Genomic DNA, 23,649 nt, shown 5'->3' on the forward strand with positions numbered 1-23,649 from the left:
GCGGGTGTGGCGCGGGGGTATTTGAACCGGCCGGAGCTGACGGCGGAGCGGTTCCTTCCGGATCGGTTCCGTGGTGGGGCTGAGGCGCGGATGTACCGTACGGGTGATCTGGTGCGGTGGCTGGCGGACGGTTCGCTGGAGTATGTGGGCCGCAACGACGACCAGGTCAAGATCCGTGGATTCCGCATCGAACTCGGCGAGATCGAGACCACACTCAACCGCCATGCCGCCGTCCGAGCCTGCGCGGTGCTGGTCCGCGAGGACCAGCCGGGCGACAAGCAACTGGTGGCGTACGTGGTCCGGGAGGACGGGCCCGAGGCGGGGGACCTGCGTGCCGAACTCAGCCGGCACCTGGAGCGCTCGCTGCCGGAGTACATGGTCCCCAGCGCCTACATCGTCCTCGACAGCCTGCCCCTCACCGCCAACGGCAAGCTCGACCGCCGGGCCCTGCCGGCCCCCGGGATCGAGGCCTACGTCCAGCGCCAGTACGTCGCCCCGCGCACCGCGACCGAACGGGTCCTGGCGGCCGTATGGGCCGAGCTGCTGGGCTTCGACGAGGCGCGCATCAGCGCCGACGACAACTTCTTCGCGCTGGGCGGCCATTCGCTGCTCCTCACCGTCCTGGTGGCGCGGCTCAAGGAACGCGGGCTCGACGTCGCCGTCCGCAGCGTGTTCACCACGCCGACGCTGGCCGGGCTGGCGGCGGAGATCGACGACACCGCCCCCCGCCCCGACTACACCGTCCCGGCCAATCTCATCCCGGCGGGCAGTGAGCGGATCACCCCCGGCATGCTCCCGCTGGCCGACCTGACCGAGGACGAGATCGCGTCGGTCGTGGCGAGGACGCCCGGCGGCGCGGCGAACGTGCAGGACATCTACCCGCTCGTGCCCTCCCAGGAAGGGATCCTGTTCCACCACCTGGTGGACCCCGGCAACGACCCCTACGTCATACCGGTCCTGCTGGTCGCCGAGGACGAGGGCGCCTGCGACCGGTTCGTGGCCGCGATGCAGGCGCTCGTCGACCGCCACGACGTCCTGCGCACCGCCGTGATCACCGATGGGCTGCGCGAACCGGCCCAGGTCGTCTGCCGGCACATCACCCTCCAAGTGGAGCGGATCGAGCTCGATCCGGACGAGGACGCCGAGCAGCAGGCACGCGCCTTCATCCAGCGGCCGGGCGGCATACCGCTCGACCAGGCCCCGCTGCTGCGGCTGGCCGTCGCCGCCGACCCGCACTCGACCCGGCGGTTCCTGCTGCTGAGCATGCACCACCTGATCGAGGACGCGACCTCGCTGCGCCTGATCCTCGACGAACTGGCCGTCCACATGTCGGGCGGCACCGAGCGGCCGGCGCCCCCGGCGCCCTACCGGGACTTCGTCGCCCACACCCTGCGCCAGCTGGCGGAGAACGACGCCGAGGCCCACTTCCGCGGTGAGCTGAGCGACGTCACCGAGTCGACGACGCCGTTCCAGCTGACCGACGTCTACGGTGACGGCCGCGGGGTCCGTGACCTGCGCCGCTCGCTGCCCGCCGACCTGACCCGCGAGATCCGCGCCCAGGCCCAGCGCCTGCGCACCAGCCCCGCGACCCTCTTCCACGCCGCTTGGGCGCTCGTGGTGGCGGCGAGCAGCGGCCGCGACGACGTGGTCTTCGGTACCGTCCTGTCCGGGCGGCTGCAGGGGGTGCCGGGCGTCGAGCGGATGCTGGGCAACTTCATCAACACCCTTCCGCTGCGCGTACGGCTGCGCGGCAAGAGCGTCCAGGAGTTGGTGGCCGAGGTCGACACCGGACTCGCGCGGCTGCTCGACCACGAGCAGACCTCGCTGATCGTGGCGCAGCGGTGCAGCGGCCTGGACAGCGACGCGCCGCTGTTCAGCTCGATGATCAACTTCCGGTTCTTCGGGCCGAGCAAGGGGCAGGGCGGCCCGGCCTCTCTCGAGGAACTGGGCGTCCGCTGGCTGGGGTCGGTCGACCGCACCAACTACCCGGTCGGCGTCTCGATCGACGACGTCGGCGCGGAACTCTCCATGAACGCGCAGGTCGACGAGTCGGTGGCGCCCGAGGCACTGCTGGACTACGTGGAGACCGCGGTGGCCGGACTCGTCTGCGCGCTCGCGGACGACGACGGGACGACCACCCCGGCCCTCGACGTCGATGTCGTGCCCTCCGAGGAACACCACCGCCTCCTCGTCGAGTGGAACGACACCACCCGCCCCTATCCGGACGACAGCTGCCTGTTCGAGCTGTTCGAGGAGCAGGTGCGGCGGCGGCCGGAGGCGATCGCAGTCGAGCACGGCGGCCGGCGACTGACGTACGCACAGCTCAACGCCCGGGCCAACCGAGTGGCACACCACCTGAGGGACGAGGGAGTCGGCCCCGACACGCTCGTCGGTCTGTGCGTGGAGCGGTCGCCGGAGATGGTGATCGGCCTGCTGGGGATCCTCAAGGCGGGCGGCGCGTACGTACCGATCGACCCGACCTATCCGGAGGAGAGGATCCGCACCCTGGTCGCCAGTTCGGGCGTGGAACTCGTGCTCAGCCAGTCGCACGTGCCGGTCTCGCTGCTCGACGGCGTGCGCCAGGTCGTCCACCTCGACACCGGTGAGGCACACCGAGTGCCCGGCGGGGACCGGACCCAGGTGTTGGCCGACCGGCCGGAGAGCGACCTGTCCCGCGCCGAACTGGGGCTGACGCCCGATCACCTGGCCTACGTGATCTTCACCTCCGGATCCACCGGCCGCCCCAAGGGCGTGCTCGTGGAGCAGCGCGGCGTGGTCCGCATGCTGTGCGATCCGGGCTACGTCCCCCCGAGCGAGGACATGGCGGTGCTGCAACACCTGTCCATTTCCTTCGACGCCGGATCCCAGGAGGTGCTGGCGCCGCTGCTGTCGGGCGGGCGTCTGGTGCAGTACGACGGCACGCCCAAGGACGTCGTACAGCTGCTGGAGTGCGTCGAGCGGACCGGGGCCACGATGATGTGCCTGCCGGCCGCGCTCCTGCCCGCGTTCGCCGAGGCGTCCAAGGGCCGGCGGCTGCCGCTGGAGCTCGTGTGGGTCGGCAGCGAGGCCTTCTCCGCCAAGGACGTGCGCAGGCTCTACGCGGCCAACCCGCAGCTGACGATCCTCAACGCGTACGGGCCCACCGAGAACAGCATCACCTCCACCTGCCACGCGATCCCGCGCGACCTCGCCGAGGACGCGGTCGTGCCGATCGGCAGGCCCATCGCCCAGTCGACCGCCTACGTCACCGACCGGGACCTGCGACCGGTGCCGTGCGGTGTGGTCGGCGAACTCTGCGTCGGCGGCATCGGCGTGTCCCGTGGCTATCTCGACGATCCCGTACTGACCGCGGAGAAGTTCGTCCCCGACCCCTTCGCGGACGACCCGAAGGCACGGCTGTACCGGACCGGCGACCTGGCACGCTGGCTGCCGGACGGCACCCTGGAATTCATCGGCCGCATCGACGACCAGGTGAAGGTCCGCGGCTTCCGCGTGGAGCTCGGCGAGATCGAGAACGCCCTGCTCGCCCACCCCGGCGTACAGGGGTCCGTGGTGACCACGCAGTCCGTCGGCGAGACCAGGAAGCTCCTCGCCTACGTGCGACCGGCGGACCAGTGGCTCGACACCCTCGCCCGGGAGCAGAACGCGGAGCGCCTGGAACAGTGGCAGCACCTCTTCGAGGAGCAGTACGCCGGAGGCGAAGGCACCGGGGACGAACTGAACCTGGTCGGCTGGAACAGCAGCTACACCGGCGAACCCATCCCCGAGCCCGAGATGCAGGAGTGGATCGACGACACGGTCCGGCGGATCCGGGCCCTCGGGCCCCGGCGTCTGCTGGAGGTCGGCTGCGGCAGCGGCCTGCTGCTCCACCGGTACGCCGGGGCGTGCGAGTCCGTCCACGCCGTCGACATCTCCGCGGCGGCCCTCGACCAGGTCCGGCAGGGCGTGGCGCGGCGCGGCTGGTCGCACGTCACCCTGGACCGGGGCGACGCCCTGTCGGTCACGGTGCCGGACGGGGAGCGGTTCGACACGATCGTCGTCAACTCCGTCGTGCAGTACTTCCCGAACCGGGTGTACCTGGAGGAGACGATCGAGCGGCTGCTGTCGCTCCTCGACGAGGGGGGCCGGATCCTGATCGGCGACGTCCGGAACCTGGACCTGTTCGCCGCCCACCTGTGCGCGGTCGAGCGCAGCCGGATCACGGGCCCGGTCACCGTCGGAGCACTGGCCGGCAGCGTGCAGCGCCGTCGGCAGCAGGAGACCGAACTGCTGGTCAGCCCCAGTTTCTTCGCCGCCCTCACCGACCGATTCCCCGAGGTCGGTGCGGTCGACCTGATGGTGAAACGCGGACTGGGCGACAACGAGATGCTCAGCTACCGCTACGACGTCGTCCTGACCAAGGGACCGGCCGCCGAAGCAGCCGACACCACCCTGCCGTGGTTCGAGGCCGAGGACCCGGCGGAGCTGCGCGCGCTCCTGGACAGCGCGGAGCACGAGCGGTTCGGCGTGTCCGGGTTGGCCAATCCGCGCGTCGAGGACGACGTGCGGGTGTCCACGGGACTGGCCCAGTGGCCGGCCGGGCAGCAGCTGGCACCGCTCGCCGGCGGCTCCCGCCTGTCCGAGGCCGCCACCGAACGGATACGCGAGCTGGAGGCGGTGCTGCGGCACGCGGAGGACCTGGGCTACCACGCGTCGGCGACCTGGTCGCAGGACCGTCTCGACGGACTTGACCTGGTCTTCGGCAAGTCCGAGCCGCCCCGGGTGCGGGCACGTACCCCCTACCGGCAGTCGTATCCGGCGAACTTCCCGCAGATCGGCCGGACGAGCCAGGCCCTGGCCCGGGTCCTGAAGGAGCACCTGGCGGGCAAGGTGCCGGAGTACATGGTGCCGAGCGTCTTCGTCGCCCTGGAGGCGCTGCCGATCACACCCAACGGCAAGGTCGACAAGAGGGCGCTGCCCGCCCCGGACGAGGGCGACCTGCAGGAGGAGACGTACGTCGCGCCGCGCACCGAGGCGGAGCGGGTCCTGTGCGATCTCATCCAGGACGTCCTCGGCCTGAAGCGGGTCGGCCTGCGCGACAGCTTCTTCCAGCTGGGCGGCCACTCCCTGCTGGCCACCCGGCTGACCATCAGGGTCAAGCAGGAGACCGGAAGGGAACTGCCCCTGCAGGCCATCCTCGGCGGCGCCACCGTCGAGGAGATGGCTGCCGCGCTGGAGCGCGGACCCGAGGCACAGGACACCGAACCGCTGCTGTCGGCCACGGGCGAGGGCACGGACGCGGAGAACGCCGCGGAGGCGCCGCTCGCCTTCCAGCAGCAGGAACTGTGGTTCCTGAACGCGCACGAGCACCTCGGCTCCGCGTACGACAACGTGCAGATGGCGCACCGGATCATCGGCAGGCTGGACCGGCGCGCCCTGATCCGGAGCTTCGAGGAACTCGTCGCCCGGCACGCCGTCCTGCGCACCGGCTATCAGCGCAAGAACGGCACCTTCGTGCAGCGGGTGAACGACGCCGCCGACTTCGCCGTGCACGTCGAACAGGTACGCGGCGACACGGCCGCGGCCGAGCTGCTCCGGGCCGAACGGGCCCGGCCGTTCCGTCCCGACGACCGCTACATGATCCGCGTCCATCTGCTGCGGCTGTCGGACCACGAGCACGTCCTCACCGTCACCCGCCCGTGGGGCGTCTTCGACGGATGGTCGAATGCGATCTTCCTGTCCGAACTGCACGCGCTGTACGAGGCGTTCAGCGGCGGAGCCGAGCCGTCCCTCGAGGCGCCCGCACTCCAGTACGCCGACTTCGCGCGCTGGCAGCAGCGCGTGGTCGACGCCGCGGAACTGGAGCGCCAGGAGGCCTACTGGCGGCGACAGCTCGCCGGCCTTCCGCCGTGCGTGTCGCTCCGCACGGACTACCGCCGGTGCCCGGTGAAGTCGTACCGGGGATCCGCGGTGCCGGTGGGCGTCCCCCCGGAACTGCTCGGGCAGCTGCACCGCCTCGGGCAGGAACGCGACGCCACGCTCTACCTGACGCTTCTGTCGGCGTTCGCGGTGCTGCTGGGCGATTACACCGAGGACCGCGAGCTGCTGATCGGATCCCCCGTGACCAACCGGCCGCGGCCCGAACTGGAGCGGCTCATCGGCTACTTCATCAACGTGCTGGCGATGCGGCTCGACATCACCGCGGACCAGGCCTTCACCAAGGTCCTGTCCCAGGCCCAGCAGGTCACGGCCGAAGCGCACCAGAACAAGGACGTCCCATTCGGCGCCCTGGTACGGGCCCTGGCACCGGAGCCGGATCCCGCGTACTCGCCGCTGTTCCAGGTGATGTTCAACCTGGTGCCCGCGGCCGGGCCCGCCCCGTCCGGGGCCGACCGCTCCGACGTCGCGTTCCTGCCCCTGCCGGGCCAGACCGAAGTGGCGAAGTTCGACCTGAATCTGGTGCTGCGGGAGACACCCGCAGGGCTGCAGGGCCAGCTCGAGTACAGCACGGACCTGTTCGCGAGGGAGACGATCGAGGAACTGGCGGCCCGCTACGAACGGCTGCTGCTGAAGATCGTCGTGGATCCGGAGGCCTCCCTGGCCCGGCTGCGCGACGCCACGCGCGGCGGCGCTCTCCGGATCTGAGCCGACGGATCCACCCGACCCATCCGACACGACGCGGCGACACCGTCCGCTCCACCTGACCGACCATCGACGAATCCCAGTGGTGAACATGCGAGAAGAAGAAGTACTGGCCCTGATCGCCGAGTCCGTCCGCGAGATCCTGCCCGAGTTGCAGGACCACGACTTCCAGGAGTCCGACTCGCTCGGCGGGCTCGGCGCCAACTCGATGGACCGCGCCGAGATCATCGTGACCGTGCTGGAGCGGATGGACCTGGACATCCCCCTGGTCGACACGTTCGGGCCGCAGAACCTGGGCGAACTGGCCCGGCTCCTGTGCGAGAAGGCGTCGCTGCATGCCAAGTGACGCACGAGGCCGGACAGACGTCGTGGTCACCGGACTCGGCGTCACCACGGCCGTCGGCCAGGGGAAGGCGGACTTCGCGCGGGCGCTGTTCGCCGGGGAGCACCGCTTCGGCATCATGCGACGCCCCGGCCGGCAGCGCGACACGCGGTTCGTGGGCGCCGAGATCCCCTCGGTGCCCACCACCGACCGGCTGCCCGCCCGCGACCTGCGCACCGCGTCCCTCACGGCACGCGTCGCGCTGGCCACGCTGGACGAGGCGTGGACGGAGGCGGGGCTGGACGCGGTCGACGGCACGCGCATCGGCCTGGTCATCGGCGGCAGCAACGTGCAGCAGCGAGAACAGGTGCTGGCGCACGACCGCCACCGTGACCGGCCGGCGTTCCTGCGGCCCGCCTACGGGCTGTCCTTCCTCGACACGGACCTGTGCGGCCTGTGCAGTACGGCCTTCGGCATCCGGGGCTTCGCCCACACGGTGGGCGGCGCCTCGGCCAGCGGCCAGCTCGCGATCATCGAGGCGGCCGAGGCGGTGGCCTCGGGCCGGGTGGACGTCTGCGTCGCCGTAGGCGCCCTGATGGACCTGTCCTACTGGGAATGCCTGGCCCTGCAGTCCATGGGTGCCATGGCGCCCCAGGAGTGCGCCGACGCCCCCGAGCTGGCCTGCCGGCCGTTCGACCGGCGAAGCGGCGGCTTCGTGTTCGGCGAGGCATGCGCCGCACTGGTCGTCGAACGGCGCGGGACCCGCCCGGACCGGGACGACCGCCCCTACGCCCGGCTGACGGGCTGGTCGGTCCTCCTGGACGGCAACCGCAACCCCGACCCCTCCCTCGACGGCGAGACCGGCGCGATCCGGCAGGCCCTCCGGCGGGCGGGGCTGGCCGCCGCCGACATCGACTACGTGAACCCGCACGGGTCCGGCTCGACCCTGGGCGACCGGATCGAGGTGGAGGCGCTCAAGGCCTGCGGGCTCACCGGAGCCGCGGTCAACGCCACGAAGTCGGTCACCGGCCACGGGCTGTCGGCGGCCGGCGCCGTGGAGGCGGTCGCCGCCCTGCTGCAGATGCGGCACGGCCGACTGCATCCGACGCGCAACCTCGACGAGCCGATCGACGGCTCGCTGCGCTGGGTGCGGGACGCGCCCGTCGAGGCCGAGGTCCGCCACTGCCTGAGCCTGAGCCTGGGGTTCGGCGGCGTCAACACGGCTCTGTGCATGAGCCGGTGCGATTCACAGAAAGCGTAGGTCCGTAAGTCATGTCCCGCGTCGGTATCGAAGCGATGAACGTGTTCGGCGGCTCGGCCGTGCTCGACGTCCAACGACTGGCAGAGCACCGGGGACTGGACATCCCCCGGCTGAACAACCTGCTGATGGAGGAGAAGGCCGTCGCGCTGCCCTTCGAGGATCCGGTGACCCTGGGCGCCAACGCGGCCCGCCCGATCCTGGACCGGCTCAGCCCTGCCGAACGGGACAGCATCGAACTGCTGATCACGTGCACGGAGTCCGGCATCGACTTCTCCAAGTCGGCCAGCACCTATCTCCACGACGTGCTCGGCCTCAACCGCAACTGCCGGATGTTCGAACTCAAGCAGGCCTGCTACGCGGGCACCGCAGGACTGCACATGGCCTGCAACTTCGTCCTGTCACAGACCTCGCCGGGCGCCAAGGCCCTGGTGATCGCGACGGACATCTCGCGCTACAGCCTCGACGAGGGCGCCGACGTGGCCGCGCAGGACTGGGCCTACGCCGAGCCGAGCGGCGGCGCCGGCGCAGTCGCCATGCTGGTCAGCGACGTGCCGCACATCTTCCAGCTCGACGTGGGCGCCAGCGGCTACTACGGCTACGAGGTCATGGACACCTGCCGCCCCGCCCCCGACAGCGAGGCCGGAGACGTCGACCTGTCGCTGATGTCGTACCTGGACTGCTGCGAGAAGTCGTACCTGGCGTACGCCCAGCGGGTGGAGGGCGCCGACTACCGCAGGACCTTCGACTACCTCGCCTTCCACACGCCGTTCGGCGGGATGGTCAAGGGCGCGCACCGCACGATGATGCGCAAGGTCGCCAAGGCACGGACGCCGGAGATCGCCGAGGACTTCGAACGACGGGTCGTGCCGGGACTGACGTACTGCCGGCGCGTCGGCAACGTCATGGGCGCCACGGTCTTCCTGTCGCTGGCAGGCGCCATCTGCGCCGGCGACTTCGACTCCGCCCGGCGTGTGGGGTTGTTCTCCTACGGGTCGGGATGCTGCTCGGAGTTCTACAGCGGCGTGGTGATCCCCGACGGAGCCGCGCGACTGAGGGAGATGGACATCGGGGCGCACCTCGACGCCCGCTACTCGCTCCCGCTCGACGCGTACGACCGCCTGCTCGGCGAGGGCGGCTTCGTCCGCTTCGGCACGCGCAACGCCGAGGTGAACCTGGACCTGCTGCCGCGGACCCGCCGGGACGGCGACACGCGCCCCCGTCTGATCCTCCGGGCGATCAAGGAGTTCCACCGGGAGTACGAATGGACCGGATGACCTACTCCACGCTGCGGGTGCGCGAGCAGGGCACCACCTGCTTCGTGCAGTTGCATCGGCCCGAGGCGGACAACGCGATCAACGCGGCCATGGTCGCCGAACTGAGCGACGTCCTCGCCCGGGCGTCGGCGTCGCCGACGACCGTCGTCGTGCTGGAGGGGCTGCCCGGATCGTTCTGCTCCGGCGCCGACTTCACGGCGATCAGCGAGGCGGCCCGGCAGGGCCGGGACACGGCGTTCGACCCCGAGGCCATGTTCGAGCTCTTCGACCGGATGGCGTACGGGGACTGCTTCACCATCGCCCACGTCCGGGGCAGGGCGAACGCCGGCGGGCTCGGGCTCGTGGCGGCGAGCGATGTGGTGATCGCCGACGGCGAGGCGTCGTTCGGCCTGTCGGAGCTGCTGTTCGGGCTCCTCCCGGCGATCGTGCTGCCGTTCCTGATCCGCCGGGTCGGCTTCCAGCGGGCGCACTACCTCGCCGGCACGACCCACCCCGTGGACGGGGCGCGCGCCGCCGAGTGGGGACTGGTCGACGCCTTCGCGACGACCGACAGCCAGGCTCTGCTGCGCGGTCATCTGCAGCGGCTCGGGCGCCTGTCCAAGGACGCGGTACGCCGCTACAAGGCGTACCTGCGGGAGCTGGCGCCGATCGCGGAAGGCACCAAGGGCACCGCACTCGCCGCCAACCGGCAGGCGTTCCAGGACCCCGGGAACGTACGGGCGATCCGCCGCTACTCCGAGCAGGGCCTGTTCCCCTGGGAGCAGGACCCGGCGCCGCCGGCCGTGAACCTCGAGGCACGCGGCGGCGCACCTCGACCGAGGAACGACGAAAGGCCGACCGTGTCCCCGCAAGACCTGGGGAATCCCCTCTTCCGGCAGACGCACGGCGTCAAGTACAACTACCTCGCCGGCGCGATGTACAAGGGCATCGCCTCGGTGGACCTCGTGACCGCCATGGGCAACGCGGGCATGCTCGCGTTCTTCGGCACCGGCGGTCTGCGGCTCGACGCCGTCGACGACGCGATCATCCGGATCAGGAAGGGCCTGGGGGAGGGACGGCCGTTCGGCATGAACCTCCTCAACAGCCCGAACGAGCCCGGGCTGGAGATGCGGACGGTCGAACTGTTCCTGCAGCACGACGTCCGGTGCGTGGAGGCCTCCGCCTACATCAGGCCGTCGCTGCCGCTGGTGCGCTACCACCTGACCGGTCTGAACAGGGACGACGACGGTGGTGTACGGCGGGACCACCGCGTCATCGCGAAGGTCTCGCGTGCCGAGGTCGCCGAGCAGTTCATGCGCCCCGCACCGGCCGAACTGGTGCGGGAGCTGCTCCGAAGCGGCCTGGTGACAAGGGAGCAGGCCGAGCTCGGCGCGCGGATCCCGCTGGCGCAGGACATCTGCGTCGAGGCCGACTCGGCCGGGCACACCGACGGCGGCAACGCCGCCGTGCTGATCCCCGCGATGCGGGCACTGCGCGACCGCGTGACCGACGAGGAGCACTACGCCGAGGCCATCCGGATCGGGGCGGCCGGAGGGATCGGCACCCCCGAGGCGGCCCTGGCGGCGTTCATGCTGGGCGCCGAGTTCATCGCGACCGGCTCCGTCAACCAGTGCACGGTCGAGGCCGGCACCAGCGAGGCCGTCAAGGACATCCTGCAGGACCTGACCGTGCACGACACGGACTACGCTCCCGCCGGCGACATGTTCGAGGTGGGGGCGAAGGTCCAGGCCGTCAAGAAGGGGCTGTTCTTTCCGGCACGTGCGAAGAAGCTGTACGACCTGTACCTGCGCCACGACTCCCTCGAGGAGATCGACGACGCCACGCGCACGACCCTGGAGGCGAAGTACTTCAGACGCTCCCTCGACGCCGTGTGGGAGGAGACGCGTGCCCACCTGGAGCGGCGCTTCCCGGAACGGCTGGCGGCGATCGAGCGGAACCCGAAGCAGAAGATGGCGCACGTCTTCCGCTGGTACTTCGCCCACACCACCCGGCTGGCGCTGACCGGCAGCGCCGACCGGCGCGTGGACTACCAGATCCACTGCGGCCCCGCGATGGGCGCGTTCAACTCCTGGGTGCAGGGCACCGGCCTGGAGCCGTGGCGCGCCCGGCACGTCGACGCCGTCGCCGAGCACCTCATGCGGGAGACCGCAGCGCTGCTCGCACGGCGGCTGGGGGAGTACGGCGTCCCCCGGACCGGTGTGCCGACCGCGCCGAACGACCGACCTGCGACTGGTGAGTGAGCACATGAAGTCTGTACACGTCTTTCCCGGGCAGGGCTCGCAGCGCAAGGGCATGGGGGCCGGCCTGTTCGAGAAGTTCCCCGACCTGGTGGCCGAGGCCGACGCGTGCCTCGGCTACTCGATCGAAGAGCTGTGCCTGCGTGATCCCGACCGGGTGCTGCACCGAACCGAGTACACGCAGCCGGCCCTCTATGTGGTGAACGTGCTGCACCACCTCGACCGCGTCGCCACCGAGGGCGAGCCCGCAGCCGTCGCCGGGCACAGTCTGGGGGAGTACTGTGCGCTGTTCGCCGCCGGTGCCTTCGACTTCGCCACCGGACTGCGGCTGGTGGCGAAGCGCGGCGAACTGATGAGCCGGGCACCGAAGGGCGCGATGGCCGCGGTGCTCAAGCTGGACCAGGAACGCGTCCGTGAGGTCCTCGCGGACCTGCCCCACCGCAACATCGACCTCGCCAACATCAACTCGGGCACGCAGTGCGTCCTTTCCGGCGTCCACGACGAACTCCTCGCGCCGGAGGTCCGGGCGGCGTACACGGAGGCGGGCGCGGTGTTCGTGCCCCTCAACGTCAGCGCCGCCTTCCACTCGCGGTGCATGCGGGACGTGGAGGAGGAGTTCGCCGAGTTCCTGGCCGGATTCGACTTCGGGAGGCTCAGGATCCCGGTCGTCGCCAACTGCACGGCACGCCTCTACCCGGACACGGACTACCGGGATCTGCTGGTGCGGCAGATCTCCAGCCCGGTGCGGTGGTACGAGTCCGTCTCGTGGCTGATCGGGCAGGGACACCGGGACTTCCACGAGGTGGGCCCCGGCAACGTGCTGACCAAGCTGACCACCGCCATCCTCGACGAACCCCTGAAGACCCAGGACCCCGATCCCCGGCCCGTGGCCGGCACCACCGGCCCGCGCACCGAACTGGTCTTCATGTACGCCGGGCAGGGCAGCCAGTACCACCGGATGGGCCGGGAACTGTACGACACCCACCCGGCCTTCCGGAACGCCCTGGACCGGTGCAGCTCGGTGTACGAAAGCGCCCACGGCACCTCGCTCGTGGACGTCATCCACGACGACACCCGCAAGGGCAGGGAGTTCGACGACATCCTCGGTTCCCACGCGGCGCTCTTCAGCATCGGCTACAGCCTGACCCAGACCCTCCTCGACGAGGGCCTGAGCCCCGATGCGGTTCTCGGGCACAGCATGGGCGAGTACATCGCTGCCACCGTCGCGGGCGTCATGTCGTTCGAGGACGGCCTCGACCTCGTCATGCGGCAGGCACGGCTGCTGCACCGGACACGCCCCGGCGGGATGCTCAGCGTCCTCGCGTCCCCCGCCCTGTTCGAGGAGCGGCGCGAGCTGTTCCACGGCGTGACGCTGGCCGGGGTCAACTTCGCCGGCAACTTCGTCGTCAGCGGAGAGGCGGTGCGGCTGGCCGAGGTGCGGGCCGCGCTGGACGAGGAGGGCGTGATCGCGGTGCTGCTGCCGGTGCGTCAGGCATTCCACTCGGCCTTCCTCGACGAAATCCGGGCGGGCTGCCTGGACCTCGGCAGGACCGTCACGGTCCGCACCCCCCGACTGCCCGTCTACTCCTCCTCCTGCGCAGGTCAGTTGGGCGTCGATGCACGAGCGCGCTGGGAGCATTACCTGTGGGACGTGATCCGTGAACGAGTCCGGTTCGACGAGCTGATGACGACCGCCTTCGACACTCCGGATAAATACTTCTTCGTCGACCTGAGCGCGACCGGTTCCCTCGCCAACTTCCTCAAGCACGGTCACGGCGGCACATTCCGCGCCGCCTCCGTGATCAACCAGTTCGGCAACAACTCCGCTTCTCTGAAAGCGCTGTTGAACCGACTGGACGAGTGTCTGGGCGGAGCGGGGACAGGTGCGGAGCATTGAACCGGCTGCGGATCCCGTCACCTGGCATCCCGGCCGGGCGATGGGAATGTAGAATCGGAGCGCGAAAGCACAACGGGGGGAAGTAAGTGCGCAGTATCACACCGGGTATAGCGGGGCCCTGGATACGCCGGTACGGCACACAAGTCGACGCACGGTTACGTCTGGCGTGTTTTCCACACGCCGGCGGAGCCGCCAGCTTCTTCATGCCGTGGCTGGACGGTCTGCCGTCCGACGTCGAGTTGCTCGGCATCCAGTACCCCGGACGTCAGGAGCGCATCTCCGAGCCCTGTGTGGAGGAGATGCACGTGCTCGCCGCCAGGAGCGCGGCCGCCCTGTCCCCCTTCCTCGACCGTCCCCTCGTCCTGTTCGGGCACAGCATGGGGGCCGCGGTGGCCTTCGAAGTCGCCCGCCGTCTGGAACGGGACCACGGGTTCACGCCCGTGAAGCTGTTCGTCTCCGCGATGGAAGCGCCGCACATCCCCGCACGGCGAAGGCTGCGGGGCTACGACGACGCGGCGCTCATGGACGAGATCGTCAGGATCAACGGCGGTGACGCCGGACCGCTCGACGACCCCAGCCTCCGAGAGATGGCGCTGCCTTCCATACGGGCGGACTTCCGTCTGCTCGAGGCGTACCGGCCGCAGCCCGTCAGGACGACGGGCTCGCCCATCACCTGCTTTGTCGGCAGCAGTGACCCGGACGTCGATGTCGAGAACGCTCGTGCCTGGTCGCTGGCCACACGAGGATCCTTCCAATTCCGCGTCTTCCCCGGCGGTCATTTCTATCTGGCGGATTGCGGGCCGGAATTCGTTTCCCGCCTGATCAGCGCCTAGCTGCCGCTTTTCCCGTGATCAGTGACAAATCCCCATTCGGGGTCACACCAGAGGAGCTTCCATGCTCAAGAAAGCAGTAATCGTCGGCGGCGGTACGGCTGGTTGGATGACGGCCGCATATCTGCGGGCGGCCTTCGGCGACAGCATCTCCGTCACCGTCGTCGAATCCAAGCGCATCAAGACGATCGGTGTCGGCGAAGCGACGTTCAGCACCGTCCGGCACTTCTTCAACTACCTCGGGCTCAAGGAGCAGGAATGGATGCCCAAGTGCAATGCCACGTACAAGCTGGGCATTCGGTTCGAGAACTGGCGTGAGAAGGGGCACTACTTCTACCACCCCTTCGAGCGGCTGCGCGTGGTCGACGGTTTCCCGCTGACCGACTGGTGGCTGCACCAGCGTCCCGACGAGCGCTTCGACCGGGACGTGTTCCTCATGGCGTCGATCTGCGACGCCATGCGCTCGCCCCGCCACATGGACGGCACTCTATTCGAACAGGAGTTCCTGGAGCGGTCTGACGCGCGGGAGGACCGCAGCACGCTCTCCGAGCAGAACACCCAGTTCCCGTACGCGTATCACTTCGACGCGTCCCTGCTGGCGGACTTCCTGACGGAGTACGCCACCGTGCGGGGCGCCCAGCACGTCGAGGACGACGTCGTCGACGTCGTCCGGGACGAGCGGGGCTGGATCAGTCATCTGGTCACGCGCGAGCACGGCGAGATCTCCGGCGACCTCTTCGTCGACTGCACCGGTTTCCGTGGTCTGCTCCTCAACAAGACCCTTGAGGAACCGTTCATCTCTTTCCAGGACACCCTGCCCAACGACAGCGCGGTCGCGCTTCGCGTGCCGGCCGACATGGAAAAGCGGGGAATGCGGCCCTGTACGACCGCCACCGCGCAGGACGCCGGCTGGATCTGGACCATTCCGCTGTTCGACCGGATCGGCACCGGATACGTGTATGCCAGCGACTACACGACACCGGAGGAAGCCGAGCGCACACTGCGGGAGTTCGTCGGCCCGGAGGCCGCGGACCTGGAGGCCAACCACATCCGTATGCGCATCGGACGCAGCCGGAACTCCTGGGTCAACAACTGCGTCGCCATCGGTCTCTCCAGCGGATTTGTCGAGCCCCTGGAGTCCACCGGCATCTTCTTCATTCAGCAGGGCATCGAGGAACTGGTCAAGCACTTCCCCGACGCCACCTGGGACCCGGGGCTGCGTGACTCCTACAACCGCACGGTGGCCAACGCCATCGACGGCGTACGGGAGTTCCTGGTCCTGCACTACCGGGCGGCGGCGCGCGCCGACAACGCCTACTGGCAGGACGCCAAGACCCGGCCCATGCCCGACGGGCTGGCCGAGCGGATCGAACGGTGGAAGTCGAAGCTGCCCACGCAGGAGACCGTCTACCCGCACTACCACGGCTTCGAGTCCTACTCCTACCTGTCGATGCTCCTCGGCCTGGGCGGAATCCCGCTCACTCCCGCACCCTCCCTGGCCCTGATGGACGGCGCGCGGGCGGCCAAGGAGTTCCAGCTGGTCGAGGACCAGGCCCAGGACCTGGCGAAGCGGCTTCCCAGTCACTACGAGTACCTCGCCCAGATGCACTGACCGGTCCGGACTGTACGGAAGGGCCCCAAGGAGAATCGGTTGGACACGCACATGATCGGCCTGACGGCACTGATCCTGGGCGCCACGCTGATCACGGCGTCAGTGGGACGCTGGACGGCCAGGAGACTCAAACAGCCTGAGATCGTCCTGGAGATCACCGTCTGCCTGCTGCTGGGCGGCCTGGTGATCTCCCAGTGCGGCTGGGGGGCGCCCGGCGCCGCGGGACGGGAGGCGCTGAACCAGGTGGGTCACGTCGGTCTCGCGCTCTTCCTGGTGAGCGCGACCCACGGGATCAAGCTGGGCGCCGACCGCCTCTCCGCCCGTGCCGTGGCCTGGCTGTCGGCCGGCTCGGCGCTGCCGGCCATGGTGGGTGGCACCCTCCTGGCGGCCTGGGTGCTCGCAGCCGGGGGCCCCGAACTCCGGGGAACGGCGCCTCCGTCCGCCCTGGTGCTGATGCTCGCCGTCTCGCTGGCGGTGACGGCGGTTCCGGTGCTGGCCGGCATCGTGCGCGACCGGCGGATGGAGAACACCGACCTCGGTCGGCTCGCCATGGCTTCCGCCGTGGCCATGGACGCCGTCACCTGGGTCATGCTGGCCGTCGCGGTGGCTCTCGCCACCGGGCAGGAAGGCGCGCTCAAAGCCGTCGCCGTCCTGCTGTGCGGGATTGCCGTGGCGCTGGCGGCACGCCGGGTGGTCCGTACGGACCGGGTCGGCGCGTTCGCACACCGGCACCGGTACGTGACCATGGCCCTGGTCGCGGTGGCGGCCTACGCGGCGTCGCAGACCACCGCGCGGCTGGGCCTCACCGACATCTTCGGGGCGGTCCTGGTGGGATTAGTCCTGCCCGGCGAGGGGCCGTGGGAGCGCATCAGCCACGACCTGGGGCGAGCCGGCCGCCTCCTCCTGCCGGTCATGTTCACCCTGACCGGCATCTCGCTGACAGCCGGCCCGCAGACAGTCCTCCACTGGGAGGCGATCGTGATCGCCACCGTCCTCGCCATCGTCTCCAAGCTCGCGGGGAGCTACGCGGGTGCGCGGATCGGTGAGCAGTCCCACCTGGCGAGTCTGCGGCTGGCTGCCCTGATGAACACACGAGGCCTCACGGAGATCGCGGTCCTGCAGGCCGGCTACAGCGCCGGAATCCTGTCTCCTGGCCTCTTCCTGGCGCTGATCGTGATGGCCTTGATCACCACTGGCCTCAGCGGCCCCCTGCTGTGGGCCGTCGACCGCCATGCCGACAAGCGGCTGCGACCGGTGCCGGCTGTCAACCCATCGAGCGGTGAATCATCTTGAAACCTGTCGCCCTGTCCGCCCACGACGTCACTCCGCCGCGCTTCCGCGGGCTGATGGCCAGCTTCCCCAGTGGCGTGTCCATCGTCACGGCGAGCGACGCCGACGGTGCTCCGTGGGGCATGACCTGCTCCGCGCTGTGCAGCGTCACCATGGACCCGCCGACACTGTTGGTCGGCATACGAGCCGAGAGCCCGACTCTGCGGGCAGCCCTGCGCAGTGGGCTCTTCGCGGTCAACCTCCTGCACACCCAAGGGCGGCAGACCGCCGAACTGTTCTCCTCCGGGGCCGCCGAACGCTTCCGGCTGACGACATGGAACCTCCCTGAAGGGAGTGGCGGCCCTCACCTCACCGAGGCGGCCCACACGGTGGCCGACTGCCGGATCACCCACACTGTCGCAGTCGGGGAGCAGCGCATCGTCTTCGGCGAGGTTTTCCGCATCACCGAGCTGACCGAACCAAAGCCACTGCTTTACGGGCTGCGCCAATACAATTCCTGGCCTGGAATTGAAAATTCCCCTGAAGAAACATCAGTGAATCACTGAGTATTTACGAATTCTCGGTACTTCGCGCGATGCGGTACAATGCTTGAGGAGTCTTTTCGATAGGAGATCACGCTCGGTGTCCCAGAAGCCCCAGGCCGCCTCTGGTGAGGACGGCCGCTCCAACCTGCGGGCCGATTGCTCGAACTGTTTCGGGCTGTGCTGCGTGGCGCTCCCCTTCGCAGCGTCGGCCGACTTCGCGATCAACAAGGACGCCGGGAGTCCGTGTCCCAACCTGCAGCAGGACTTCGGCTGCGGCATCCACGCCCGCCTCCGCGAGAAGGGCTTTTCCGGCTGCACCGTCTTCGACTGCTTCGGCGCCGGTCAGAAGGTCTCCCAGGTCACCTTCGGTGGTCGGGACTGGCGCAGCGCCCCCGATACCGCTCGGCAGATGTTCGACGTGTTCGCTGTCATGCGGCACCTCCAGGAGCTGCTCTGGTACCTCACGGAAGCACTCACCCTGCCGTCGGCCCGCAGTCTCCACGCCGAACTGGCCAAGGAGCTGGACAGGGTTGAGGGTCTCACGCAGGGCAGCCACATGGAGCTCGTGGGCGTGGACGTGGCGGCGGTCCGCGGCGAGGTCAACGAACTGCTGTTGAAGACCAGCGAGCTGGTGCGCGGACAGGTTCGAGGGCGTAAGGCCAACCATCGGGGAGCCGACCTCATGGGTGCCAAGCTGCGCGGCGCCGACCTGCGGGGTGCCAACCTTCGAGGGGCGTACCTCATCGCGGCTGACCTGAGGCAGGCCGACCTGAGGGCAGCCGACGTGATCGGTGCGGACTTCAGGGACGCCGATCTGAGCGGTGCAGACCTCACTGGAAGCATCTTCCTTACCCAGCCCCAGGTGAACGCCGCCAGGGGCGATGCCGCCACCAAGTTGCCGCCAGGGCTCGAGCGGCCTTCGCACTGGGATGCCGGCCGGTCCCTGCCGGGGAAAGAGCGGGCAGCCAAGAGTGAGAACCGGAGCCGCTCGGCCAAGAGCCGGACTCCGAAACGCGGCGCCGGATCCCGCCAGGCCCCCACCAGCCGCAAACCTCGGGGTGGCCGGTCCTAGTACTCCAGCGGAACTTCACTGTCCCCGCTGGTCAGAGCCAAGGGTCTCGAATCCGGCGGGCTGACGGTACCTCAGGAGACGGGTAGGCGACCGCCGAGGTGGTCGATCAGGCACCGGATGGCCATCGCAGGCGGGTGAGCCGGTGACGCATGCCTCTGGACATCCGATCTATCTTCCCGGAAGGATGACCGCGCTCGTCATGTATGGCGATGCCGCTGGTACTCCCTCTGTCAAAGAGCCGATGAATGGGTCAGGGAGATGTGTCTGTGAGCCATGAATCCGAACCTCAGCGTCGAAGCATCCTCAAGTTCGGCGGTGCGCTCGCCTTCGCACCTCTGGTCACTCAGCTGCCCGGCACCACCCCTGCCGGGCAGGCCGTTGCCGCAGGAACCGACGCATCGGCGGCCCTCCACTGGCCGACTCTGTCGCGCAAGGCGCTGAGGTACTCGGTCCCCGCCGTGGACTGGCAGTCGCAGGCCCTGCCGATCGGCAACGGCCGGCTCGGCGCCATGCTCTTCGCCGATCCCTACGAGGAACGCGTCCAGTTCAACGAGCAGAGTCTGTGGGGCGGCGTCAACAACTACGACAACGCCCTCGCGGGCCAGCCGGACAGCGCCTTCGACACCGGCATGACCGGCTTCGGCTCGTACCGGAACTTCGGTGACGTCGTCATCACCTTCGCTCCCCGCGCGAAGGTCACGGCCCCCGGGGGACCGTACCGCACCTCCTCGTCCGAGGGCGTCGACAAGACCTACGACGGCAACCCGGGCACCAAGTGGTGCATCGAGGGACCCGGTTCGAAGGTGCAGTGGCAGGTCGAGCTCCCCGCCCCCGTCGCGGTCGCGTCCTACCGCCTGACGAGCGCCGACGACGTGCCGCAGCGCGACCCGCAGCAGTGGACGTTCTCCGGCTCCGCCGACGGCGTCACCTGGACCACGCTGGACAGCCGCACTCCGGGGACGCCCTTCGAAAGACGTCTCCAGACGAAGGAGTTCACCTGCGCCGACACCGCGGCCTACCGGTTCTACCGTTTCGACTTCGTCCCCAAGGCAGGGGTCAGTCACTTCCAGGTGAGCGAGATCGGTCTGTCCGGCGTCGATCTTGGCGCGGCCAGCTCGGTGTATCTGTCGTCTCCGAGCGGGCACTCCGAGGGGTCCGGTGCCGGGGCCAAATCAGGGCTCACGGACATCTCCAGTTCGGTGGACCGCGATCCGGCCTCGGTCTGGCGGGTCGACGCCCCCGCACCGGCGGTCGTCTGGCAGGCCGACCTGCCCCGCGCGGTGGTCGTCACCTCGTACGCGCTGACGGCCGCCCCCGACCACCCGCAGGACGACCCCCAGCGATGGGCACTGGAGGCGTCGCGGGACGGAAGTACCTGGGTCACCCTCGACACCCAGAACCCTGGAGCGCCCTTCGCCGGCCGCGGCGTGACCCGGACCTTCCGGGTCACCAACAGCACCGCCTACCGCGCCTACCGGCTCACGTTCACCCCCGGCGAGTCGTCCAGCGGCTTCCAGATCGCCGAAGTCGCCCTGGAGGGCGAAAACTTCGACACACGCACGCAGCGCACGGTCGTCGACTACCAGCGCGCACTCGACTTCATGAAGGGGATTCACGTCACCTGCTTCGGCGCGCCGGGACGCCGGGTCCTGAGGGAGGCTTTCGCCAGCCGGTCCGCGGACGTCATGGTCTTCCGGTACACCTCGGACACCGCCCGGGACCTGTCCGGAACGATCTCGCTGACGTCCGCACAGGACGAAGCGCCGACGACCGTCGACGCCGACGCCCGCCGGATCGCCTTCAGCGGTGTCATGGGCAACGGCCTCAAGCACGCCTGCACCGTCCAGGCCGTGCACACCGACGGCGATCTGCGCGCCGACGGATCAGTGCTCCGGTTCAGCAACTGCACGACCCTGACCCTGCTTCTGGACGCCCGCACCGACTACAAGCTCGACGCCGCCGCCGGATGGCGAGGAGCCGATCCGCAACCGGTCACGGCCGCGACACTCGACAAGGCGGCCACCCGGTCCTACGACGAACTGCGCGACACTCACATCGCCGAGACGCGCGCCCTCATGAACCGCGTCTCGGTCTCCTGGGGCACCTCCGCCGCCGCCGTCGCCACCCTGCCGGCCGACGCCCGGCTGGCGCGCTACGCGGCGGGCGGCCAGGACCCCGCACTCGAACAGTCGATGTTCCACTACGGCCGCTACCTGCTCATCAGTTCCTCGCGCCCGAACGGCCTGCCCGCCAACCTCCAGGGCCTGTGGAACGACAGCAACCAGCCGGCGTGGGCCTCCGATTACCACACCAACATCAATGTCCAGATGAACTACTGGGGAGCCGAGACGACGAACCTGCCGGAGTGCCATGAGGCACTCGTCAAGTTCATCGAACAGGTGGCGGTGCCCAGCCGCGTGGCGACCCGCAACGCCTTCGGAAAGGACACGCGCGGCTGGACCGCCCGCACCAGTCAGAGCGTCTTCGGTGGCAACGCATGGGAGTGGAACACCGTCGCCAGCGCCTGGTACGCACAACACCTGTACGAGCACTGGGCGTTCACCCAGGACCTGGTCTACCTCCGCACCGTCGCCCACCCGATGATCAAGGAGATCTGCGAGTTCTGGGAGGACCACCTCAAGGAGCGCGAGGACGGACTCCTCGTCGCGCCGAACGGCTGGTCCCCCGAGCACGGGCCGCGCGAGGACGGCGTCATGTACGACCAGCAGATCATCTGGGACCTGTTCCAGAACTACCTCGACTGCGAGGCGGCGCTCGACGCGGATCCCGTTTACCGGGCCAAGGTCGCGGACCTGCAGGCACGCCTCGCGCCGAACAAGATCGGCCGGTGGGGGCAACTGCAGGAGTGGCAGGAGGACATCGACAGCCCGACCGACATCCACCGCCACACTTCACACCTCTTCGCGGTCTACCCGGGCCGCCAGATCACCCCGAGGACACCCGACTTCGCGGCCGCCGCCCTCGTTTCGCTCAAGGCGCGGTGCGGCGAGAAGAAAGGCGTCCCGTTCACGGCCGCGACGGTGTCGGGCGACAGCCGCCGCTCGTGGACCTGGCCCTGGCGGGCGGCCCTCTTCGCCCGCCTCGGTGACGGGGAGCGCGCCCGGATCATGCTGCGCGGACTGCTGACCTACAACACGCTGCCCAACATGTTCTGCGACCACCCGCCCTTCCAGATGGACGGCAACTTCGGCATCTCGGGCGCCGTGGCCGAGATGCTCCTGCAGAGCCACGACGGCGTCATCCACCTGCTGCCCGCCCTGCCGGACGACTGGAAGGCAAAGGGCTCCTTCACCGGGCTCCGCGCCCGTGGCGGCTACGAGGTGAGCTGTGAGTGGCGGGACGGGAAGGTGACGTCCTACGAGATCGTGGCCGACCGGGCGCGCAACCGCAGGAAGGTCACCGTGCGCGTGGACGGCGTCAACAGGAAGGTGAAGCCGGTCAAGCCCTGACGGCGGCACGTCGGCACGGCCGGTGGAGTCGCCCATCGCCAGTCGAGGCGAAGACCGCGGGTCTGACGAACGGGAGGGGACGCCTCGCGCCGCAGAGCGCCCCGGACTCCCACCGCGACACGGCCGCCACCACCGTGAATCCCCGCTTCGGGCGGCCCGCCCGAAGCGGGGAGCGGTCCACAAACGCTCCTCAGGAATTCGGGGTGGTGACCGCAGGAGGAGGGGCGCTGGTGGGTTGCTGGCAGGCCGCGCACAGTTCAGGACGGCCGGATCCCCTGAGCGGCAGAGTCACCGCACCGGCGCGGCTGGTGAAGCAAGCGTCAATCAGGTGAGGACCCGGTCAGCCCCGATGGAGCAGGCCGGCTTCGACGACGGCACGGCCGAAGGGGGTCGCGAGTTCGGCGAGGCGCTCACAGCCTGCCTCACCAAGGGCGGCGTAGGCGGGAAGTGCCAGGCGGTCGGTGCGGTCCTCGATGTGCCGGCGCAGGAGTACGCCTTCCGGGCTGAGGGAGTCGCCGTCCAGGAGGCCGCGCTCGCGCAGGTGTTCCTGGGTGCCGGCCCACTGCTCCTCGGGCCATGCACGGCTCGCCTTGAGGAAGTCGACGGGGACCTCGCCGGTCGCGGCGTGCAGGATCAGCGCCTCCAGGCCTCCGACACCCTCGTTCAGCAGGCATGCGACATGGCCGTCTCCCCGGAACTCCCGGAGCAGGGTCTGGGCATGCCACAGTTGCAGCACCGGCTCTTCCGGCCACGGCAGTGCGGCATGCGCCGCGAACAGCGGGCGGCCCTGCGGGTGTTCGCAGGCCGCCTCGGCAGCCCGGCGCGTCAGCGCCAGCACCTCGTCCAGGCCGGGCAACTCGTGGATTCCCGCCCGCCGCAGGGCTTCGCCCGCCGCGGCGTATCGCGCGTCCAGCACCTGCTGCGGCGTCGTCGCGTCCCAGGCCCCGTCGACCGCCTGCCGTACGACATCGGGGTTGAAGTTGTAGAAGGTCGAGATGACCAGCTCGGCGGATGCCCGGCCGAACGCGGCGCTCCTGGAGATGAAGTACCCGGCGCGACCGCTCAGACCGAGATCCGCGTACCGTCGCCTTGCCTCGGGAACGAAGTAGATCATGCCGTGGAGGGGCTCGAGACGGCGCCAGGCTGCGCGGGCAGTCTGCATCAGGTCACCTCTTGGGAGAGTCGACGAACGGGACGATCGCTCCAGCACTTCGTACCGACTGGTCGGTACCCTTTCGG

The 23,649-nt window shown here is 69.5% G+C and carries 12 protein-coding genes and 1 pseudogene; 12 read left to right on the forward strand and 1 reads right to left on the reverse strand.

Annotation, left to right across the window (positions count from 1 at the left end; all coding sequences use genetic code 11):
* The first annotated feature begins 90 nt into the window (after positions 1–90).
* The 12 genes and pseudogenes from ACZ3I3_RS23520 (at position 91) to ACZ3I3_RS23575 (ending at position 22,410) form a co-directional block, all read left to right on the forward strand.
* On the forward strand, positions 91–6,624 hold the full coding sequence (locus ACZ3I3_RS23520; protein WP_467368050.1) for an amino acid adenylation domain-containing protein: 6,534 nt from the start codon (positions 91–93) through the stop codon (positions 6,622–6,624).
* An 88-nt stretch (positions 6,625–6,712) separates the two neighbouring features.
* Positions 6,713–6,967, forward strand: a complete 255-nt coding sequence (locus ACZ3I3_RS23525; RefSeq protein ID WP_467368051.1) for an acyl carrier protein — start codon at positions 6,713–6,715, stop codon at positions 6,965–6,967.
* Positions 6,957–8,204, forward strand: a complete 1,248-nt coding sequence (locus ACZ3I3_RS23530; RefSeq protein ID WP_467368052.1) for a beta-ketoacyl synthase N-terminal-like domain-containing protein — start codon at positions 6,957–6,959, stop codon at positions 8,202–8,204. Before ACZ3I3_RS23525 ends, ACZ3I3_RS23530 begins: the two co-directional genes overlap by 11 nt.
* An 11-nt stretch (positions 8,205–8,215) precedes the next feature.
* Positions 8,216–9,478, forward strand: coding sequence for a hydroxymethylglutaryl-CoA synthase family protein (locus tag ACZ3I3_RS23535; RefSeq protein ID WP_467368053.1), 1,263 nt, complete (start codon positions 8,216–8,218; stop codon positions 9,476–9,478).
* Positions 9,466–11,718: an enoyl-CoA hydratase/isomerase gene (locus ACZ3I3_RS23540; RefSeq protein ID WP_467368054.1), complete on the forward strand. Its 2,253-nt coding sequence runs from the start codon at positions 9,466–9,468 to the stop codon at positions 11,716–11,718. The genes ACZ3I3_RS23535 and ACZ3I3_RS23540 overlap by 13 nt, the downstream gene beginning before the upstream one ends.
* A 4-nt stretch (positions 11,719–11,722) precedes the next feature.
* Positions 11,723–13,612 carry an ACP S-malonyltransferase gene (gene fabD / locus ACZ3I3_RS23545; RefSeq protein ID WP_467368055.1) on the forward strand — a complete coding sequence of 630 codons (1,890 nt, stop codon included), beginning with the start codon at positions 11,723–11,725 and terminating at the stop codon, positions 13,610–13,612.
* 86 nt (positions 13,613–13,698) lie between these two features.
* Positions 13,699–14,445, forward strand: a complete 747-nt coding sequence (locus tag ACZ3I3_RS23550; RefSeq protein WP_467368056.1) for a thioesterase II family protein — start codon at positions 13,699–13,701, stop codon at positions 14,443–14,445.
* Between the two features lie 61 nt (positions 14,446–14,506).
* Positions 14,507–16,054, forward strand: a complete 1,548-nt coding sequence (locus tag ACZ3I3_RS23555; protein WP_467368058.1) for a tryptophan halogenase family protein — start codon at positions 14,507–14,509, stop codon at positions 16,052–16,054.
* A 39-nt stretch (positions 16,055–16,093) separates the two neighbouring features.
* Positions 16,094–17,347 (forward strand): cation:proton antiporter, encoded by a 1,254-nt coding sequence (locus tag ACZ3I3_RS23560; protein ID WP_467368060.1) that lies wholly within the window; start codon positions 16,094–16,096, stop codon positions 17,345–17,347.
* Positions 17,344–17,889, forward strand: coding sequence for a flavin reductase family protein (locus ACZ3I3_RS23565; RefSeq protein ID WP_467368062.1), 546 nt, complete (start codon positions 17,344–17,346; stop codon positions 17,887–17,889). The genes ACZ3I3_RS23560 and ACZ3I3_RS23565 overlap by 4 nt, the downstream gene beginning before the upstream one ends.
* A gap of 76 nt (positions 17,890–17,965) precedes the next feature.
* Positions 17,966–18,796, forward strand: a pseudogene (locus ACZ3I3_RS23570) (pentapeptide repeat-containing protein); the annotation flags it as partial.
* Between the two features lie 410 nt (positions 18,797–19,206).
* Positions 19,207–22,410: a glycosyl hydrolase family 95 catalytic domain-containing protein gene (locus ACZ3I3_RS23575; protein WP_467368064.1), complete on the forward strand. Its 3,204-nt coding sequence runs from the start codon at positions 19,207–19,209 to the stop codon at positions 22,408–22,410.
* 340 nt (positions 22,411–22,750) lie between these two features.
* Here the strand turns inward: ACZ3I3_RS23575 and ACZ3I3_RS23580 are convergent, their stop codons facing one another.
* Entirely contained in the window at positions 22,751–23,572 is an 822-nt protein-coding gene (locus tag ACZ3I3_RS23580) for an SCO6745 family protein (RefSeq protein WP_467368066.1), read from the reverse strand.
* Between the last annotated feature and the right edge of the window lie 77 nt (positions 23,573–23,649).

Source organism: Streptomyces sp. NPDC016851 (assembly GCF_055562795.1).

Excerpts from the sequence above, each read along its gene's own strand:
- ACZ3I3_RS23520 (WP_467368050.1), top strand. The coding sequence starts at position 91 with ATGTACCGTACGGGTGATCTGGTGCGGTGGCTGGCGGACGGTTCGCTG.
- ACZ3I3_RS23525 (WP_467368051.1), top strand. The coding sequence starts at position 6,713 with ATGCGAGAAGAAGAAGTACTGGCCCTGATCGCCGAGTCCGTCCGCGAG.
- ACZ3I3_RS23530 (WP_467368052.1), top strand. The coding sequence starts at position 6,957 with ATGCCAAGTGACGCACGAGGCCGGACAGACGTCGTGGTCACCGGACTC.
- ACZ3I3_RS23535 (WP_467368053.1), top strand. The coding sequence starts at position 8,216 with ATGTCCCGCGTCGGTATCGAAGCGATGAACGTGTTCGGCGGCTCGGCC.
- ACZ3I3_RS23540 (WP_467368054.1), top strand. The coding sequence starts at position 9,466 with ATGGACCGGATGACCTACTCCACGCTGCGGGTGCGCGAGCAGGGCACC.
- fabD (WP_467368055.1), top strand. The coding sequence starts at position 11,723 with ATGAAGTCTGTACACGTCTTTCCCGGGCAGGGCTCGCAGCGCAAGGGC.
- ACZ3I3_RS23555 (WP_467368058.1), top strand. The coding sequence starts at position 14,507 with ATGCTCAAGAAAGCAGTAATCGTCGGCGGCGGTACGGCTGGTTGGATG.
- ACZ3I3_RS23580 (WP_467368066.1), bottom strand. The coding sequence starts at position 23,572 with ATGCAGACTGCCCGCGCAGCCTGGCGCCGTCTCGAGCCCCTCCACGGC.